Source organism: Fructilactobacillus sp. X2R1C3, assembly GCF_059901425.1.
The window spans coordinates 271,707-289,638 of sequence record NZ_JBWXUW010000002.1; the positions used below are offsets into that span (position 1 = coordinate 271,707).

Annotated in this window: 19 protein-coding genes, 1 tRNA gene and 1 other annotated feature; of the genes, 2 read left to right on the forward strand and 18 right to left on the reverse strand. The window is 37.0% G+C overall.

The annotated features are described in order from the left end of the window. Positions 1-84: 84 nt before the first annotated feature. From AC6UDD_RS03455 to miaA, 3 genes are all read right to left on the reverse strand, one after another. Positions 85-158 (reverse strand) — tRNA-Arg (locus AC6UDD_RS03455). A gap of 74 nt (positions 159-232) precedes the next feature. Beyond that, positions 233-754, reverse strand: coding sequence for a hypothetical protein (locus tag AC6UDD_RS03460; protein ID WP_500718744.1), 522 nt, complete (start codon positions 752-754; stop codon positions 233-235). After that, on the reverse strand, positions 744-1,664 hold the full coding sequence (gene miaA, locus AC6UDD_RS03465; protein ID WP_500718747.1) for a tRNA (adenosine(37)-N6)-dimethylallyltransferase MiaA: 921 nt from the start codon (positions 1,662-1,664) through the stop codon (positions 744-746). Before miaA ends, AC6UDD_RS03460 begins: the two co-directional genes overlap by 11 nt. 92 nt (positions 1,665-1,756) lie before the next feature. Here miaA and AC6UDD_RS03470 point away from each other — a divergent pair, with 92 nt between their 5' ends. Beyond that, on the forward strand, positions 1,757-1,933 hold the full coding sequence (locus AC6UDD_RS03470; protein WP_500718750.1) for a DUF3042 family protein: 177 nt from the start codon (positions 1,757-1,759) through the stop codon (positions 1,931-1,933). Positions 1,934-1,976: 43 nt separating this feature from the next. Here the strand turns inward: AC6UDD_RS03470 and AC6UDD_RS03475 are convergent, their stop codons facing one another. The 7 genes from AC6UDD_RS03475 to AC6UDD_RS03505 form a co-directional block, all read right to left on the reverse strand. Further along, positions 1,977-2,381 (reverse strand): rhodanese-like domain-containing protein, encoded by a 405-nt coding sequence (locus AC6UDD_RS03475; protein WP_500718752.1) that lies wholly within the window; start codon positions 2,379-2,381, stop codon positions 1,977-1,979. A gap of 20 nt (positions 2,382-2,401) precedes the next feature. Then, positions 2,402-3,364, reverse strand: a complete 963-nt coding sequence (locus AC6UDD_RS03480) for an ROK family glucokinase (RefSeq protein WP_500718754.1) — start codon at positions 3,362-3,364, stop codon at positions 2,402-2,404. Between the two features lies 1 nt (position 3,365). Beyond that, on the reverse strand, positions 3,366-3,593 hold the full coding sequence (locus AC6UDD_RS03485; protein WP_010021549.1) for a YqgQ family protein: 228 nt from the start codon (positions 3,591-3,593) through the stop codon (positions 3,366-3,368). Between the two features lie 36 nt (positions 3,594-3,629). Further along, complete coding sequence (locus AC6UDD_RS03490) at positions 3,630-4,304, reverse strand: rhomboid family intramembrane serine protease (protein WP_500718756.1); 675 nt, start codon at positions 4,302-4,304, stop codon at positions 3,630-3,632. A gap of 10 nt (positions 4,305-4,314) precedes the next feature. Next, complete coding sequence (locus AC6UDD_RS03495) at positions 4,315-4,848, reverse strand: 5-formyltetrahydrofolate cyclo-ligase (protein ID WP_500718759.1); 534 nt, start codon at positions 4,846-4,848, stop codon at positions 4,315-4,317. Between the two features lie 55 nt (positions 4,849-4,903). Next, on the reverse strand, positions 4,904-5,053 hold the full coding sequence (gene rpmG, locus AC6UDD_RS03500; protein WP_500693683.1) for a 50S ribosomal protein L33: 150 nt from the start codon (positions 5,051-5,053) through the stop codon (positions 4,904-4,906). A 122-nt stretch (positions 5,054-5,175) separates the two neighbouring features. Further along, the gene (locus AC6UDD_RS03505; RefSeq protein ID WP_500718761.1) at positions 5,176-7,239 is read right to left on the reverse strand and encodes a peptidoglycan D,D-transpeptidase FtsI family protein; all 2,064 of its coding nucleotides are present in this window, start codon (positions 7,237-7,239) and stop codon (positions 5,176-5,178) included. Positions 7,240-7,386: 147 nt separating this feature from the next. On the opposite strand from AC6UDD_RS03505, the gene AC6UDD_RS03510 reads away from it, so the two are divergent. Next, on the forward strand, positions 7,387-10,026 hold the full coding sequence (locus AC6UDD_RS03510; protein ID WP_500718763.1) for a YfhO family protein: 2,640 nt from the start codon (positions 7,387-7,389) through the stop codon (positions 10,024-10,026). A 45-nt stretch (positions 10,027-10,071) separates the two neighbouring features. Here the strand turns inward: AC6UDD_RS03510 and greA are convergent, their stop codons facing one another. From greA to AC6UDD_RS03550, 8 genes are all read right to left on the reverse strand, one after another. Next, entirely contained in the window at positions 10,072-10,548 is a 477-nt protein-coding gene (greA, locus tag AC6UDD_RS03515; RefSeq protein ID WP_500693680.1) for a transcription elongation factor GreA, read from the reverse strand. A 63-nt stretch (positions 10,549-10,611) separates the two neighbouring features. Further along, on the reverse strand, positions 10,612-11,286 hold the full coding sequence (gene udk, locus AC6UDD_RS03520; RefSeq protein ID WP_500718907.1) for a uridine kinase: 675 nt from the start codon (positions 11,284-11,286) through the stop codon (positions 10,612-10,614). 12 nt (positions 11,287-11,298) lie between these two features. Then, positions 11,299-12,426: an endolytic transglycosylase MltG gene (gene mltG / locus AC6UDD_RS03525; RefSeq protein WP_500718766.1), complete on the reverse strand. Its 1,128-nt coding sequence runs from the start codon at positions 12,424-12,426 to the stop codon at positions 11,299-11,301. A gap of 13 nt (positions 12,427-12,439) precedes the next feature. Beyond that, entirely contained in the window at positions 12,440-14,851 is a 2,412-nt protein-coding gene (pheT, locus tag AC6UDD_RS03530) for a phenylalanine--tRNA ligase subunit beta (protein WP_500718769.1), read from the reverse strand. A 14-nt stretch (positions 14,852-14,865) separates the two neighbouring features. Beyond that, complete coding sequence (gene pheS / locus AC6UDD_RS03535; protein WP_500718772.1) at positions 14,866-15,903, reverse strand: phenylalanine--tRNA ligase subunit alpha; 1,038 nt, start codon at positions 15,901-15,903, stop codon at positions 14,866-14,868. 39 nt (positions 15,904-15,942) lie between these two features. Next, positions 15,943-16,138, reverse strand: a binding site (T-box leader). Between the two features lie 29 nt (positions 16,139-16,167). Continuing rightward, positions 16,168-16,506, reverse strand: coding sequence for a winged helix-turn-helix transcriptional regulator (locus tag AC6UDD_RS03540; RefSeq protein WP_500718774.1), 339 nt, complete (start codon positions 16,504-16,506; stop codon positions 16,168-16,170). 17 nt (positions 16,507-16,523) lie between these two features. After that, on the reverse strand, positions 16,524-17,006 hold the full coding sequence (locus tag AC6UDD_RS03545) for an HDIG domain-containing metalloprotein (protein ID WP_500693675.1): 483 nt from the start codon (positions 17,004-17,006) through the stop codon (positions 16,524-16,526). Positions 17,007-17,093: 87 nt separating this feature from the next. Then, positions 17,094-17,861 (reverse strand): TrmH family RNA methyltransferase, encoded by a 768-nt coding sequence (locus AC6UDD_RS03550; RefSeq protein ID WP_500718776.1) that lies wholly within the window; start codon positions 17,859-17,861, stop codon positions 17,094-17,096. Positions 17,862-17,932 lie beyond the last annotated feature (71 nt).

The following is a 17,932-nucleotide window of genomic DNA, read 5'->3' on the forward strand; positions in this document are numbered from 1 at the left end:
ACATCATAAGTATATAAAAATTAATGTTATAAGTCAAATAAAAAAGGACACGCCAGATATTAAGCGTGTGCCCTTTTTTCGAGATGTCGCAGGAGCGATTCGAACGCTCGACCTACGGTTTAGAAGACCGTTGCTCTATCCAGCTGAGCTACTGCGACATAAACTCAAACAACAAGAATAATTATATTGAATATCGAACTATAAGTCAATGGTTTTTAGTACATTGCTTGATTTAATGATCATTTAAAACCAGCTTTAAATCATCTTGCAGTAGATTATTAAATTTATCGGTGATTGTATCTGGACTAAAGCCTAAATCAACAATGCCGAACTTTAAGAATAAAGTCCAAGCGTGCTTATATCCAATCTTGCTTTTTTCATAATAACTCTTTAGTAACATATTCAGCATCGACAAATACAAAGAATTAAGGTCGTCAGTCTTTTTCATTCCTAATAATTTATTTAACATCTCATCATCCACAGTAATCACATCCACCCAACTTTGTAGGTTAGCAATTAGCAAAAAATCCCTGAAAGTCCTAATGTAACTTTCGAGCTGGTTGTCACGATTATTCTCAGAACTAGTGATGTCCGTTTTAAGCATCCCAGAATTTTTAGCCAATTCAGAAAAGTGAATGTCTAAAGAAACATAAGAACTTGAAACATGAGTTCCGGGTTTCCAAATTGTTTGATTCTTAGCATCTAACTGCCGATATAAGTTGATTGTGTCCGAAACCATTTTGTTAATATCCATTATTGTTTTGCCACTCCTTAATTTGCTGTTCAATTTGAGTAATTTCTTCGGGATGTTGAACTAAATCATACCAAGTAACGTCCATCTTGTTTCTAAACCACGTTAGTTGTCTCTTAGCGTAGTGTCTTGAGTCTTGCTTAACATCTTCTACTACTCGATCCAAACTTTCGTTACCATTGAAATAAGGGATGAATTCTCGATACCCAATTCCCTTACTAGCAGGAATTTTACTCCCACCATTTTCAAAAAGCCACTTATTTTCTTTAATTAACCCGTCCTCCATCATCTTGTCTACTCGTTGATTAATCCGCTGGTATAGGACATCACGACGCGTATTAAGTCCCACAATCAATTCATCATACTGCTGTCCCTGATTATTCTGCTTGGAAATTGGCTTCCCACTAACCAAGTAGACTTCTAAAGCTCGAAGAATCCGTCGGGTATTTTCAGGAGGGGTTTTCGATGCTGTTACGGAATCAACTTGGTTTAATTTATCCCACATCTTGAGCTGACCGAGATCATTAAGCTCTTGAGTAAGTTTTTCCCTAACCGCCGGGTCATGCTTGCTTCCTAAATTTAACCCCTTTAATAGTGAATTAAGATAAAAGCCTGTCCCGCCAACGATGATTGGAAGATGACCACGATTTGTAATCTCATCGATCAATTTTCGCGCCGACTTAACAAAATCAGCCACTGAATATTGTTCGTTAACATCAATGATGTTTATTAAATAATGAGGAATCCCCTGCTGCTCCATTCGAGAAATCTTAGCAGTACCAATATCCAAATGACGGTAAACCTGCATTGAGTCGCCAGAAATAATTTCCCCATTAAACTGTTTTGCAATTTTAATTGATAAGTCGGTTTTTCCAACTGCTGTTGGACCGACAATCGCTAATAATTTGTTCATAAATTCACCTAATTAATGATGTTCTATACTGGATATATTAGCGCAAATAACGCATAATAGACAAGTAGATAATAAAAAAGGAGGCAATGACTATGAGTAAATTTACACAAGGATTTACTACGGGAGTTGCAGCATGTATTGGAGTCGCTGCAGGAGTTTGGCTTTCATTCAAAAAAACGGTGGTTCAACCAATGGAGGAACAAGAGTCCAAAATTAATGAAAACCGTAAAAGAGCAAACAGAAAAAGTCATTCAGCTCATTTAAGTTAATTATTAATAATAAAAAGAGAACTCAATCGAGTTCTCTTTTTATTTAACCCTTTTTAATTTTGCCATCCCATCGCTGGTAACCTTCGTTAAGAATTGAAATATTCTTAAAACCCTTTTTGTGAAGGAACTTGGCAGCTTTCATACTCAAAGTTTTATTCTGATCGTACAAATAAACTGGTAGATCCGGTCTCAGTTCCTGATAAAAACTTCGAAAAGTTGAATATGGCATGTTTCTTGCACCAAGAATGTGACCATCATTAAAAGCTTTACTCTCACGTAAGTCAATCACTTGCGATTTACGAATTCCACTTTGAAATTCATCTTCATTTAAAAACTTACAATAACGTTTGGCCATTAAAATAGTAAATTCATGGTATAACCACCAAATTAACAGAACCACTCCTAGAGTGATCAAAAAATAAAGAACTGAAACTATCACACTACTCAATTAAAATCTCTCCAATACTTTTATCTAAATTGTAATGCTAACGAAGCTGCACCAATTACCCCAGCATCATTACCCAACTGAGCTAATTTAATTTTAGTTGAATCTCTAATTGATGGAAACGCATTTTCCTGGAAATATCTAGTAGTTGGTTGAAGCAAAGTGTTTCCAGCATTCGAAACTCCACCACCAATAATGATACTTGCTGGGTTCAAAGTATTTCCAATATCGGATAAGGCTAGTCCAAGGTAAAAACAAATCTTATCCACAACCTGGTTAGCAAAGATATCGCCATTATCTGCCAGATAAAAAACCATTTTTGAAGTGATTTTTTCATCAGTATTTTCAAGATCCTTTAGACGTGAATGTCCCTTAAAATCTTTAGACATATCCTTAGCAACGTGAACGATTCCAGTTGCTGAAGCGTACTGCTCTAAACAACCTTTCTTTCCACAGGTACAAAGGTAACCATTTGGTTGAACAGCAATGTGTCCAACTTCACCGGCCCCACCATTGACCCCGTGAAGGAGTTTACCGTTGGCAATCACTCCGCCACCGACACCAGTTCCTAGCGTAACAAAAACCACGTCATCTTCAGTACTACCTGCACCCTTCCAGTACTCACCTAAGGAAGCCACATTGGCATCATTGTCTAATTGAAATGGTAATCCAACCCCATTCTGAATCAATTCTCGAACTGGTTGTTCATCTTTCCAGTTAAGGTTAAAAGCTTCAGAAACTGTCCCCTTCTCACGGTTTACAGTTCCTGGTGTTCCCATTCCAATTCCAACAAAATCATTAATGGTTTTGTCAGAATCCTCGATATGTTTGTTGATTGACTTAACAATGTTCTCAACGATGTGAGCACCCTTGTCGCTTGTATCAGTAAGCACTCTCCACTTATCAAGAACCTCACCATTTTCGTCCAAAAAAGCCATTTTAGTAGTGGTACCACCTAAGTCAATTCCAATCAAATTCTTTGCCATTCTATAGACCTCCCGTCTCATTTTTAGATTTTAAGTTTTTCTCTTCAATCCTGTGTTCACGTGTTAATACTAGTTTTGCGGATGTAAACTCTCGATCACTAACTACATGAGCATCATGAAGATGGTCAAGTTCTAAGGCCATTACTTCAATATCCCAGAGTCGTTTGCCGACATATACATATATTCCAAATTTTTTTAACAGTTGTTGAACATCATATAGAGTTGTCATTTTAATCATCATCCTAAATTAACTATGTACAACGTGTCAACGAACAGAACCTAAATAGTACATTATTATTATACCAATAATTAAAGCGGTTGCATAAAATAATCTCATAATTTTATTTAAATTGATATTGTGCTTTAATCCTACAACAAAACTAATCAGGTAACCACCAATGAATCCGCCAATATGACCAAAAATATCAATCCCAGGCGTAAAAATATCAAATACAAGATTAATTACCACAAAAAGAATAAACGTCTTTGCAGTACTTCTGACAAATGCATCACCACGATATTGAAAAGCAATCATTAAAAAGGCCCCAAATAATCCAAAAATAGCGGTACTGGATCCTGCCGAAATCCCACTTCCAAACGCAAAACTCATTAAATTCCCGCAAAATCCTGCGACCATAAAAATGACGAAATATCTTAAATGACCAACGATCGGTTCAATTAATTTTCCCAAATAATATAAGGTGATCCCATTAATTAAGATATGTTGAAAACCAATATGAACAAAAATGGGAGTAATTAGGCGCCACCACTGACCATCTTTTACTAAGGGGTTATATTGCGCACCAAATTTCAGTAGATTAACGGTGTTCTCTGAACCACCACTTATAGTCATCATCAAATACACAACTATCATTATGAACAGTAGTACATACGTTACCCAGGGATAATTATTGACTTTTTTAAGTTTTTGTTTGATCATTATAAACCCTCTAAAAAATAATCCGATCTAATCTAACATCAAACGGATCCGGTTTCCAATCTAACTCAGAAACGATTTGGACTTTTTGGGCCAATGAAACCTTATAACCATCAAATCGAGATAAATAACGATCATAAAATCCCGCCCCATAACCAATTCTCTGATTGCTATCAGGATTAAAGGCAACTCCTGGAACCACCATCAAATCAATCGAATCACCGGAGACCCGCTTTCCATCGGCGGGCTCCCAAATCCCAAACTTAGTCTTTTGAAATGTTAAATTGTGACTAATCTCAATAAACTCCATTTGGTGTTTAGGAAGTGTCCGAGGAACCACCACTTTTTTCCCCTCGCTTAAAGCCGCAAAAATAATCGGAGCTGTGGGAATCTCGATGACAGTATTCATGGTTGTGGCGACCACCTTGGCGTTCTGCCATTCTTGAAGGTCAAAAAGCGCTCCATACAACCCATAAAAAAATTGATCAAATGGTTTAGCATCCTTCATTCTTTTTAAAATTAATTCTCTAACTTCATTTTTATTCATTTACATAACCCGTTAATTTTATAATAAAAAAGATTTTGGGTAAAAACCCAAAATCTTATTTTGTTTCGCGATGTAAAGTAACTTTTCTATCACGTGGGCAATACTTTTCTAATTCTAAGCGATCGGGATTATTTCTACGACTCTTAGTTGATAAGTAATTGCGTTCGTGGCATTCAGTACATTCCAAAGTGATATGAACACGCATGTCAAATACCTCCAAACATATTCGTTTTTTATAACTAATTCAACAATCATAATATTAACATCTTTAGCACTATATATCCAGTCTCATTTAAATAATGTTAAGTAATTTTACTTAACAGCACTTTATGGCTTATTTTGAACATCATCCCAGTATGCTTGATAAATTTGTTTAGCAAGATTCAAGTTATTACTTTCTGCATTAACAGGAAGATTAGGAATGGCCAAAGCAACCACGACCTGTGGATCTTTTGATGGTGCATAAGATGCCAAACTCAACGTAACAGTTGGCTTACCATTGTAGAATGTTTGAGCAGTACCGGTCTTAGCAGACACTTCGGGAGATAAGCTTGATAAATCTCCACCGGTTTTATATTTATTGGTACCATGAACCACCTGATACAATCCCTGCGTGACAACGTTTCGTTCTTGTTGTGTCATTGGAATCTCATTTAACACCGTTGGCATGGTCGTATTTTGAATGGCTCCAAGTTGTCCATTCTTGGTATTGGTTGATCTTACATTTTGAACTACATGTGGCTTCAAACGGTATCCGCCATTAGCAATCGTGGACATATATTGGGCTAATTGAATCGTAGTGTACGAGTCATAGTTACCAAATGATTCATCCAAAGATTTACCAATATTAGCAAACGTTGATGGCCCTTGAATTCCAGCGGTTTCACCCGGTAGATCAATCCCAGTCTTAACACCTAAGCCAAATTGATTGAAGTAATTTCGTTCAATGTTAAAAATGTTAGGACTCATATTGAGTGATCCACCAGCCTTATACCTGAAGCCGCCTTCTTTCATGGCAAGTTGCATCATGTAAGAGTTAGAAGAAACCTCTAGAGCACCCTGGGCGTTAACCGGCATATTGGCCTCACCATTTTTGTTAAACCAGGAACTCTTCTTAGCTCCACCAATATCAATTGGCATATCTTCCATTGTACTGTTATTCGGTGTAATAACCTTATCCATCAAGGCGCCTGAAACCATTGCACCCTTAACAACCGATCCCATGACAATGGCACTGTTGATGGTGCCTAACTCGTTTGGTGTCACTTTACCAGTCTTAGGATCACGGTTAACACCAGCCATTCCAATTACCGCACCAGTCTTTGGGTTCATAACAACGGCGTAAGCTCCCGTTGAATCACCAACGCCACCAGACTCTGCACCCTTAACTAAATCTTGGAGTTTATTTTGAAATTTAGAGTTAATGGACAACTGAAGATTCTGGCCTCGTTGACCTGGATACTTCTTAACTTCCTTAACAATCTTGTTATCCCCACCAACTTTAACTTCGGTCTGGGACTTAGAACCACGTAGAATAGGCTCATATTGTTGTTCCAAATTACTTTGTCCAACTGAATCATTTCTTGAATACCCTTCCGCTAAAAGTTCATTAACCCGATCAGAAGGTAAACCAGTTTTACTGGATGAAACATTTCCAACAATACTTTGAATTTCATTTCCAGATGGGTAATCACGAGACCAACTTGTTCCAACCTGAACTCCAGGCATTTCAGAAGCATGTTCACCAACTTCAGCAATTTCTTTGTTACTTACACCATCGGTTTTAATGTTAGTAGTTGATAATTGATAAGCTCCACTCATTTCCGTAAAAATGGCAGCAGCGTTCTTCATTTGAGGAGTAACCTTCACAATTTTTCCATCCTGGATCATATCGAGGGCTTTATTGTAGGCTGCTTGTGGGGCTAACTTTGTTCCATTAGGAACTTCTTTAGTAGCGTTTTCCAGGTTAGTCTTATCAGCCAAATAGTACTCACCAACTTGTTTTTTAGTAAGACCTTTGGTTGGAATAGTGATGTAACTCCCAAGCTTATTCGCATCATTATAAATTTCCTGGGGCATTACGCTTAGTCCCTTAGTATAGGTGATGGCACGATGGGTTTTATTACCAACTAAAACCTTTCCAGTTGAGTCATAGATCATCCCACGCGGAACATTACCATACTTAACTGAATTGTCGCTCTGATTAACATCAGATTTATAAACTGATCCTTGAAAAATCTGCATGTATGCTAATCGAAATACTAAAACGGCAAATAATATTCCAACAATTGCGAAGATAAAATTCAGTCGAAATGGAATTTTAGAATTACCGTTTCGTCGACTTGAGTCCCGACTCCTTCTTCTGAATAACCGATCAAAAAAGTTTCTCACGATGCTAACGCTCCTTAACTAATTAATAACTCGAATTCATCATTTATAGCGTTTTTCTTAATTTATATATGATACTCTATTTATTAGAAAAACGGCAAACCTAGTCTTATTATAATTCATTGCTTTATAAATTAATGAGGTAATTAAATGCTTAACCAAAAAATAAAAAAGAGCCTATCTAAAAACTTTGCATTAATCCTAAGCTTTTTTATACCACTAGTTATTATGGCATTATACGCAGCATATCGCAATATGGCACCCTTCGGAAATAATACGATTCTAACGGTTGATTTAGGACAACAGTACGTTGATTTTTTTGCATATTTTAGAAGAGCTCTCTTGCACCATCCGTCATCAATTCTTTATTCATTTTCTAACGGATTAGGGAATGAAATGATCGGGACTTGGGCTTACTATCTAATGAGCCCGTTGAACCTCATCTTACTCTTTTTTAATAACGCATCCCTACCATCAGGAGTTCTCATCCTGCTGCTTTTAAAGATTGGCCTATCTGGTTTAACCTTTGCCATTCTAGTTCGCGAACTTCACCTTACGAATTCTTCACTCATACTGTCATCATTTGCAACTGCATATGCGTTAAACGGTTGGATGGTTGCCAATAATCTAAATATCATTTGGCTTGATGCCATGATTTTACTTCCTTTAATCGTGCTTGGCTTAGTTAAACTCTTAAAAAACGACCAAAAGTTACTATTCATTACGTCATACACAGCTATGTTGATCATCAACTACTACATGGCATACATGATCACAATTTTTATCGTTGCGCTAACTATCTACTATTTAGCCGTCCATGTTTCAAATACCAAAGATATGTTTGTTGGCTTTTTGCGACTAGTCGTAAATGGATTAATTTCGGTGGGATTAGCTGCTTTTATTCTTCTGCCTACTATCTACTCACTAATTAACTCCAAAGGACAGGGATTTTCTGATAAATTAAACTTTAAATTTGAATATCCAATGCTTGACTTAGTAACTAAATTTGCTCCTGGTGCTTTTAATTTTGACCAAATGCCCAAGGGCTTACCAAACCTTTTTATTTCAGAAACGATTTTAGTACTATTTTTGTTCTTTTTTGTTAATAAAACCTTTCCCAAAAGAACTCGAGTTTTAACTTTGGTAATGACCATCTTTTTACTGTTATCAACGTGTTTTCAGCCACTCGACTTATTTTGGCACGCATTTCAGTTTCCAATCTGGTACCCCTATCGTTTTTCGTTTGTAATATGTTTTTGGTTCATCATGGTCGCTTTAGTTAACTTATCGCACATTCAGGCAATTAGTTTTAAGCAAATTAGAACGTGGCTCATAATTTTATTGCTTGCACTAATGGTCGCTTATACCACCATTAGAATGCCTCAATATAACTACCTCAAATGGTTCACAATTGTGATTGAAGGACTTATGATTTTAGCCGCCATCATCGTTTTATTAACCAACTTTAGAAAAGAGAAATGGTTTAATGCTGGTATTTTTTCACTAATTGTCTTTGGCATTACCATTAATCTCATTCTCTCTTTAAACAACATCTCATACTTAAGTAATTCAGAATACCGTGGTTACGTAAACAAATTAGATCATGTCACAACTTACCTGAAACGTCATTCTTTAGATGGCCCATATCGAATCAGCAAGGACTTTTCCCGAACTAAAAACGACCCATTTAACTTTAATTTTTATGGTGCTTCCCTATTTTCATCCGTCATGAATCCTAAAATGTCTGATCTAATTGGAAAGATTGGCCAGCCAAATGGCGATGGTGTAATTGAATATTCCAGTGGGACCATGGTTTCAGATGCCCTGCTTTCAATGAAATACCATCTAGCTCGTCCCTACACTGCTTCAGTTGACGTTCCAGGTATTAGAGAGTTCCCAGAACGATATGACCAAAACTCATACAAAAACATGGGATCATCTGAGGGATTCTCAATATACGAAAACCAGTATGCGTTGCCAATGATGTTTAGAGCCAGTAGCCAATCAATCCACAAAAATGCTGCTAGTCCAGATCCCATCCAATACCAAGCACAGTTATGGTCAAATCTAACGGGCAACAACCATGTCCAAAGTCACCTCTTTTCGAGCAGTAACTTCGATCACGTTAAATACAATAACGTTACCAAACACAATCAACTTACTGGCACCATCTTCAACAAAGTCAACGTCTTAGAGCCAGCCTCGCTTGATCTCACGTTTAAGCCAAAAACTAACGACTCTTACTATTTGACGATGGGAACAGCGTTAAATAACAGTAACTGTGATTTGTCAGTTGACGGTAACCAACTATCACTTAATCCTGAATCTAATTCGATTAAGGTCATTAACATTGCCAATAACGCAAAAAACAAAAAGATTAAAGTGAAAATCAGCTTGAAAAAGTCATCACTTTGGTTAGAAAACTTTACTTTATACCAGCTAAATAATTCTTTATTTAAGCAAACCGATCGAAAACTTCAATCAGGAACCAAAAAAATATCCAGTCCAAACGCACGAACGGTAAAGGCTGATATAAAAACAAACGGTTCTAATTCAGTAATTGCTTCAAGCATCCCGTACTCGAAGGGCTGGAGTGCCAAAATAAACGGAAAGAAACATCCAATCACGAAATGGGATCATTACTTCATTGCACTTAAAACTGGAAAAGGAATGAAGCACATTCAACTTTCATATTGGCCACCATTCTTAAATATAGGAATAATCATTAGTGCTTTGACACTTATCACCTTAATTTTTAGAAGTTGGTTTAAAAAAAGATATAATAAATAGGACAATCGTCACTTGAGACGATTGTCCTATTTTAAATTAAAATTATTATTTAACTGATAATATCTTGACATGCATTACACCAGCAGGAATATCAATATCAACATTTTCTCCTACTTTATGGCCAAGCAAAGCCTGTGCAATTGGAGAATCATTTGAGATTTTCCCACTCATCGGGTCAGCTTCAGCAGCTCCGACAATTGTAAATGTCTCTGGTTCTTCATCAGGTAACTCCTTAAACTGAATTTCTTTCCCAACGGTCACTTCATCTTCGTCGGTCTCTTCTTTATCAACCACTTGAGCATATTGTAACATATGCTCTACCGTAGCAATTCTGCTCTCTAACATACTTTGTTCGTTTTTGGCAGACTCATATTCAGAGTTTTCAGATAGATCGCCGTAACTTCTAGCGACTTTAATTCGATCAACAATCTTTGGTCTTTGATTGACCTTTAAATCTTTTAATTCAGTTTCGAGCTTTTCTTTCCCCTCTTCAGTCATCGGGTACATTTCATCTTCAGCCATTCTTACACCTCACTATTTTATTCAAAATTAAAATACCATTTAAATTAAAGTTTGGCAACTTAATTATATTGTCGTATCAATTGCATTACTAATCGGATCGTCACCAACGTCATTTAAAATTGACTGAATTTTAGTAACTAGTAAGTCAATTGCTACTTGATTTTTGCCACCCTCTGGAATAATTATATCAGCATATCGTTTCGTGGGTTCAACAAATTGGAGATGCATGGGGCGAACGGTTGCTAAATATTGTTGAATTACCGAATCAAGCGTTCGACCACGTTCTTTAGTATCTCGCTCAATCCGTCTAATGACGCGAATATCAGCATCAGTATCTACATAAACTTTAATATCCATCAAGTCCCGGAGTCTTTTATCATCAAGAATTAAAATCCCCTCAACGATAATTACATCGCGTGGTTCTTGAGTGACAGCTTCACCACTCCTGGTGAATTTAGAATAATCATAGACCGGTTTCTCAATTGATTCATAGTTTAACAGCTGCTTCAATTGCTTAACCATTAAATCAGTGTCAAAAGCTAACGGATGATCGTAGTTAACCTGTCTTCTTTCATCCATTGTCATATTGGATTGATCCTTATAGTAAGAATCTTGCTGCAAGATTGCAATTGAATGTCCCAGCAAGCGATTCAAAATTGACCTACTTACCGTAGTTTTGCCACTACTAGAACCTCCAGTAACTCCAATAATTACGGGTCTTTTTTTGTTTTTCACTATTTTAATCCTCCACTATCGATCCATGTGAGTTTTAATGTTATTTTGTTGTTCTTTTAGGGTTTTAGCGTAATAAATCTTTTTAGTTTTCGGATCGGCCAAAAAATATAAATATCCTTTAGACATATCAGTTGGATATAGCACGGCTTGAACTGAGCTTATCGAGGGATTATCAAATGGTCCAGGACCAAATCCTTTATTAACATAAAGATTATATTTGGAATTAACCATTAAATCACGTTTTGAAAGTGTCTTTGAGTTTCGGTGAAGTGCATACAAAACGGCTACATCCGATTGAAGTGGCATATTTTTATCAATGCGATTTCTTAACACACCAGCCATTTTATTACGATCATTTTGACCTACACCTTCACGTTCAATCAAAGAAGCTAACGTTAAAGTTTGTTGAACCGTCAGCTTTTGATCTTTCATTCTTTGATAATATGGACCATACATTTGATTGCTTTTAGCGAGCATTAAACTGACCATCATCTTCAACGACGAATGTTTAGGGACGGGATATGTCGCTGGATAAAGGTACCCTTCAAAAAGATAACGGGTCCCCTTGGCATCTTTAGCGGATCCAAGTAATTCTGGATAATCCTTGGCCATTTCATCAAAGAAATTACGATTTTTCATCAAGGAAATAAACTCTGCCTTAGAAAAGTCAGTATTTTTAGCCACAATATTCCCAATTTGATCGATGTTGGCTCCTTCTGGAACGGTAACTTTACCATCAGTACTTTGAACGGGTTCAAAACTTCCACCCTTTTGTAAACTCCTAGCAATTGTATCTAAGGACATCGACGGCTTTAATTGATAATATCCTGACTTAAAATTAGTAATGTTATGTGATTTTACATAATAATTAAATACCATCCCACTTTTGACTACCTCTGACTTTTGTAAGATTGCCCCAATCTTTTTGGTAGAAGCCCCTCTTGGAATGTCAACTTGAGTCACCTCATTATCATGCGGATCCAGTGGTTGAAGTGAAGTTTTAAAATAGTGATGTCCAAATAACGCAATTGCAATTACTAAAATCACAATAATCGCAATTACGGAATAAATAATTTTCTTCCCAAATGAACTGGCTTTAATTTTTGAAATAAAGCCACTCAAATGCCCTTTTCTCTCACTCATTATGAATCCACCTTTATCTAATCTCAGCGCTTAATTCATCGGTCAAACGTTTTTGAATTTTATCGACCGCTTTATCAACAGTCTCGTCTTTCAAAGTGGCGTTAGGATCTTCAAAAGTCAATGAATATGCAATTGATTTTTTGCCTTCAGGCACATTTTGCCCCTGATATACGTCAAATACGGTAGCATTTTGTAAGTAGGCGCCACCTCTTCTAATAATTACATCATATATGTCCTCATTAGTAATGGTACGATCCACTAACATAGCAATATCTCGATGAACGGCAGGGTACTGACCAACCTTTTGGTATTGTTGCCCAGACTTAGGAGCTGCATTTAAATAATCAAGGTCCAGTTCAAAAACATAGGTTTCTTTAATCTTAAATTGCTTAGCGACTTCTGGATGAACTTCTCCGACAAAACCGATGATGTGATCATCTAGTTTAACAAGCGCCGTTCTACCCGGATGCATTTCGAGAATTTTATCAGTCGCAACATAAGTAACGTCACCCTTTAGGGAAAGACTCTCTAAGTATTTTTCAAGAATTCCCTTAATTTGATAAAAATCAACTGACTTAGCTTTCTGGTCCCAACTTGAAGCAACTAGCGATCCAGAAATGGCTCCAGCAATATGTTCCACTTCGTCCGGTCTTATCTGATCAGAAGTTTGCTTATAAAAGACACGACCCTGCTCATAAAGTGGCACATTAAGCACGTTTCGAGCCTGGTTATATGCCACATCATCCAATAATCCTGAAATTAAATTCATGCGTAAAACGGCATGATCTTCTGTCATTGGCCACTGCAAATTAGTCTCATGACTACCATTTAACATAAACATCTTTGCTTTGTCTTTTGTAGTTAACGAGTATGACATAGCATGTGTTAATCCAAGTCCCTCAAGTGTCTCCCTTGATCTTCGGATCATTAATTGCTTTGGTGTCAGTCCACCTTCAGTCGTTTGGGTGATTGGTAATGTTGACGGAATACTGTCATATCCATATATTCTGGCAACCTCTTCAATTAGGTCAGCATCAATTTTAATGTCCCAACATCTAGTGGGAACTGTAACCGTTAGATCGTTCCCAGATGCATCAACTGAAAATCCTAAACGTTTAAAGATTGAAATGATTTCTTCGTTACTGAGATTAGTTCCAAGAACGTGATTAATGTGAGGAGTTGAAATTGAAATCACCTGTGGCTTAACTTCAACATCGCTCCCGCTAACAACTCCCTGCTGAGATTGACCAAGAGCTAGATCTTGGGTCATTCCTGAAGCATACTCAAGTGCTTGCTCAACATTTCCGTGGTCAATCCCTCGTTCAAAACGTTGTGAAGCATCCGTGTGTAAAAGTTGCTTTTGTGCCATCTTTCTGGTTTTAACCGGATCAAAAACTCCTGCCTCTAATAAAATATTCTTAGTGTCAGAAGTAACTTCCGAATTCTTTCCACCCATTAATCCTGCTAAAGCAATTGGCTGGTCAGCCGCAACAACAACATCCGTGTTGGTTAATTTACGGTCATTGCCATCTAGAGTAGTAATTGACTCACCATCTTTGGCATTTCTAACCTCAACTTTATTAGTTTTTAATTTGTCAAGATCATAGGCATGCATTGGCTGTCCGACCTTTGTCATAACAAAATTAGTAATATCAACGACATTATTGATTGGTTTAATGCCCGAATTCCATAATTTAATTTGAAGCCAAAGTGGACTAGGTTTCACGTTTACGCCCTTAACAACTTTAAGCTTATAAATTGGCGCTAAATTAGTATCAGCCTTTGCTGAAACAAATTCCTTGCTGTCGTGTGTTCCAGTTGGAGCGCTAGCATGTTCGATAAAGTCAACTGGTTCATTAAATACCGCACCCAAATCATAAGCGGTTCCACGAACACTTAACATGTCTCCACGATTAGGAGTGACGTCCAAATCAATTAACGATTCATTCATTCCCAAATAGTTATAAACCTCGTCACCAATCCGGGCATTATCCGGTAAAAAATAGATTCCGTCTTTCCATTCATCAGGAACCAATGACTTATCAAACCCGATCTCATCTAAGGCACAGAGCATACCGTTTGATTCAACTCCACGCATTTTGGACTTCTTAATTTTAACGTTATTAGCAATTCGCGCTCCAGATAAAGCAACAATAACCTTCTTACCTACCTGAACGTTTGGTGCACCACAAACAATCTGAATCGGTTCCTGTTCCCCGACATCAACCTGCGTAATGTGAAGGTGATCTGCATCGGGGTGATCCTTAATGGACAAGATTTTCCCAACCACGATTTTCTTTAATCCATCACTCCGCTTAAAAACGGAGTCAACTTCAACTGACGTTTTTTCAATTTTATTAGCTAGTTCTTTTGGAGAAAGCTTAATTTGAACGTAGTCTTTCAACCATTCATAAGATATCAGCAAATTTATTTCCTCCCTTAATCAAACTGTGACAAGAATCGTAGATCATTAAGATAAAAGTCTCGAATATCGTCCACGCCGTATTTCAACATTGCAAACCGGTCGGGACCAACACCAAAGGCAAATCCGCCATATACACTACTATCAACTCCAGCCATCTTTAAAACGTTAGGATGAACCATTCCTGCACCAAGGACCTCAATCCAACCAGTATTCTTACATACATCGCAACCCTTTCCATTACAATTAAAACAGGTAATATCTGCTTCAACTGAAGGTTCAGTAAACGGAAAGTAGCTTGGTCTGAGACGGACTTTAAATTTATCCCCAAACAATTTGTGTGTCATTACCTCAAGGGTTCCCTTTAAATCAGCCATCGTAATGTGCTTATCAATCACAATTCCCTCTACCTGATGAAATTGGTGAGAATGAGTTGGATCATCGGTATCACGTCTATAAACTACACCCGGAGAAACCATCTTTAAGGGTCCTTTAGAAAAATCATGTTTTTGAAGTGCTCGTGCCTGCATTGGTGAAGTATGAGTTCTCATTAAAATATCCTTGGTAATATAAAAAGTATCCTGCATGTCTCTCGCGGGATGATTTTTCGGAAGATTCATCATTTCAAAATTATAAACTTCTTCTTCTACTTCCGGACCTGAAAGAACCTGGTACCCCATTCCAATAAAAATATCATCAATCTCATCAATAATTTGTTGAATAACGTGAGGATGTCCCTTTGGAACTGAGTTACCTGGAAGGGTGACGTCAATCTTTTCATCCTTTAACTTTTGGTTTAAAGCGGCTTGATCTAATTCCAATCTTTTGGCGTCGATCTTTTTTGAAAGTTCGTCTCTAACTTTATTAGCCAAGCTACCAATCTTTGGTCTTTCTTCGACTGGAAGTGATGATATTCCATGAAGAGCCTTAGTGATTGAGCCCTTTTTCCCTAAAAGTTGCACCTTCAAATCATTTAAAGCTTTACTATCACTAGTAGCCTCAATATCCTGCAACCCACTAGATTTAATTTGTTCTAAATCTTCTTTTAAAGCCATACTAACCTCCAATTCCATAAAAAAAAGCTCCATCCCCAAAAAAGGGACGAAGCATCGCGTTACCACCCAAATTCACACTAAAGTGTGCACTTATAATGATGAATAACGACATCGACCGAACATTTTAATATTCAATGCTAACATCAAAAAGCGAATTCAACCGTAACGTCCAATTTCAGCTAACATGAACTCTCTGTGTTCGTCGGTCTACTACTTCTTTTATCATTGTATTTAAATAAATATTATAGCAATTTTTATCACTGGTCAAGCATGATCAGGATCACACCACTTATCAGACCATCCATGAACCGCTTTCATAATTGGACGAAGTTCTTCACCCTTAGAAGTCAACTGATAATAGACGACTCCAGAGTTTTTATCAGATTGTCTTTCTACGATTCCCACTTTAGCCAACTCTTTTAAGCGTTCGGTCAGTACACGATCACTACATTCCTCAACCTTATTGGCTAATTCGCGAAATCGAAGTGGTCCAGCTAACAAAAATGATTCAATGATTAAACCGTTCCATTTTTTCCCTAGAATTTGAAAAGCTACTTGAAATTTAGGACACAAATGAATGATTTCTTTATCAGTTAAATCCATCTTCATATCCTCCTAACTTATCTTTTTAATAATCCCTTAACTTTTTTCTTCATTGGTGAGAAAAATTCATCAACTGCCGAATAATCATCAACAAGTGAAACGATCACACTTTCCATGTATTTGGGTCTTGCAAGGGTCAATCCCCACATATGTTTTAGAATAATATCCTGTTCCTTAGGAGTGATATCAGTGATCTTCTTGGCGTTTCTTAGAGCAACACGGGGATGAATATATGCATGTGAACCTAAATCAAACTTAGTGGTTCGCCAATCATAATAGAATAGATCATGCAATAATCCGCCACGAGCAGCCGCTCGATAATCTAAATTCATTTTCTTAGCAATTTTATAACTCTCATAAGACACCGCAATTGAATGCTTCAATCTAGTCGAATGGTGATGTTGGGTGTAATCACCTAATTTTTGAATTTGCGGACTTTCTAACAAATCAGAAATGATTGAAACATATTCAGGGTCATCTTTCCACGATTCTGTTTCCATACTACATTACTCCAATCTGTCTCTAGCTTAATTCTACCCAATTAGATAAGTTCCATTCAATAATAAGGACTCACTTTAAGAAACAATTTAATTTTTGATTCGAAACATGATAACAGCAGCCGCAATTGCTACATTTAAAGATTCAGCTTTCCCCTCAATGGGAATATACAAATTATCATCAGTTAATTTTAGTAAGTCAGGGCTCATTCCATTTCCCTCATTACCCATAATTAAAGCGAAATCATTTTTAGAAGAAACATCTCGATAGTTAATGGCACTGGGATTAAGTTCTGTCCCATATACCTTAATTTTTAGCTTCTTAAACATCTCAATGGCATGTTCTAGATTCATTTTAATAATCGGAAGATGAAACTGACTTCCCTGCATAGCGCGTAAAACCTTCCCGTTATATTCACTAGAAGTTCCGTCACCAAAAATCACTCCCGAAAAGCCTGCGGCATCCGCTGTCCTTACCATCGTTCCGATATTACCGGGATCTTGAACGTTATCGAGCAGAAGCCAAGCTCCGCTAACTTTAGCAACATCAATCTTTGGTTCTTCAATCTTACATACAGCAAAAATTCCTTGAGTTGTCGAAGTATCACTTAATTCAGTAGCAACTTCATCTGATATAACAATGATATTTTTACCAGAAAGATCATCTCCATGAGCCAAATATTGATCTTCGGTGGCTAAGATGGTTACCAACTGATCTGCTTTAAGATAATTCATTGCTTCGGATACCAGATGCCAACTTTCAATTAAATACTCCCCACTCTTTTTTCTTCCTTTACCGGTATGTAATTTTTTAATATTTTTAATGGTTTGGTTTTGTTTAGAATTAATTCTTTCCATTTATATTCCCCTTAAAATGAATTAGAATTGATATTGTTGTTCTTATAATATCACAGTTACGGTAAACGCTT

Excerpts from the sequence above, each read along its gene's own strand:
- greA (WP_500693680.1), bottom strand. The coding sequence starts at position 10,548 with ATGGCTGAAGATGAAATGTACCCGATGACTGAAGAGGGGAAAGAAAAG.
- AC6UDD_RS03550 (WP_500718776.1), bottom strand. The coding sequence starts at position 17,861 with ATGGAAAGAATTAATTCTAAACAAAACCAAACCATTAAAAATATTAAA.
- AC6UDD_RS03490 (WP_500718756.1), bottom strand. The coding sequence starts at position 4,304 with ATGATCAAACAAAAACTTAAAAAAGTCAATAATTATCCCTGGGTAACG.
- AC6UDD_RS03495 (WP_500718759.1), bottom strand. The coding sequence starts at position 4,848 with ATGAATAAAAATGAAGTTAGAGAATTAATTTTAAAAAGAATGAAGGAT.
- AC6UDD_RS03540 (WP_500718774.1), bottom strand. The coding sequence starts at position 16,506 with ATGGATTTAACTGATAAAGAAATCATTCATTTGTGTCCTAAATTTCAA.
- AC6UDD_RS03510 (WP_500718763.1), top strand. The coding sequence starts at position 7,387 with ATGCTTAACCAAAAAATAAAAAAGAGCCTATCTAAAAACTTTGCATTA.
- mltG (WP_500718766.1), bottom strand. The coding sequence starts at position 12,426 with ATGAGTGAGAGAAAAGGGCATTTGAGTGGCTTTATTTCAAAAATTAAA.
- rpmG (WP_500693683.1), bottom strand. The coding sequence starts at position 5,053 with ATGCGTGTTCATATCACTTTGGAATGTACTGAATGCCACGAACGCAAT.
- pheS (WP_500718772.1), bottom strand. The coding sequence starts at position 15,903 with ATGGCTTTAAAAGAAGATTTAGAACAAATTAAATCTAGTGGGTTGCAG.
- AC6UDD_RS03485 (WP_010021549.1), bottom strand. The coding sequence starts at position 3,593 with ATGACAACTCTATATGATGTTCAACAACTGTTAAAAAAATTTGGAATA.
- AC6UDD_RS03470 (WP_500718750.1), top strand. The coding sequence starts at position 1,757 with ATGAGTAAATTTACACAAGGATTTACTACGGGAGTTGCAGCATGTATT.
- AC6UDD_RS03460 (WP_500718744.1), bottom strand. The coding sequence starts at position 754 with ATGGATATTAACAAAATGGTTTCGGACACAATCAACTTATATCGGCAG.
- AC6UDD_RS03545 (WP_500693675.1), bottom strand. The coding sequence starts at position 17,006 with ATGGAAACAGAATCGTGGAAAGATGACCCTGAATATGTTTCAATCATT.
- miaA (WP_500718747.1), bottom strand. The coding sequence starts at position 1,664 with ATGAACAAATTATTAGCGATTGTCGGTCCAACAGCAGTTGGAAAAACC.
- AC6UDD_RS03480 (WP_500718754.1), bottom strand. The coding sequence starts at position 3,364 with ATGGCAAAGAATTTGATTGGAATTGACTTAGGTGGTACCACTACTAAA.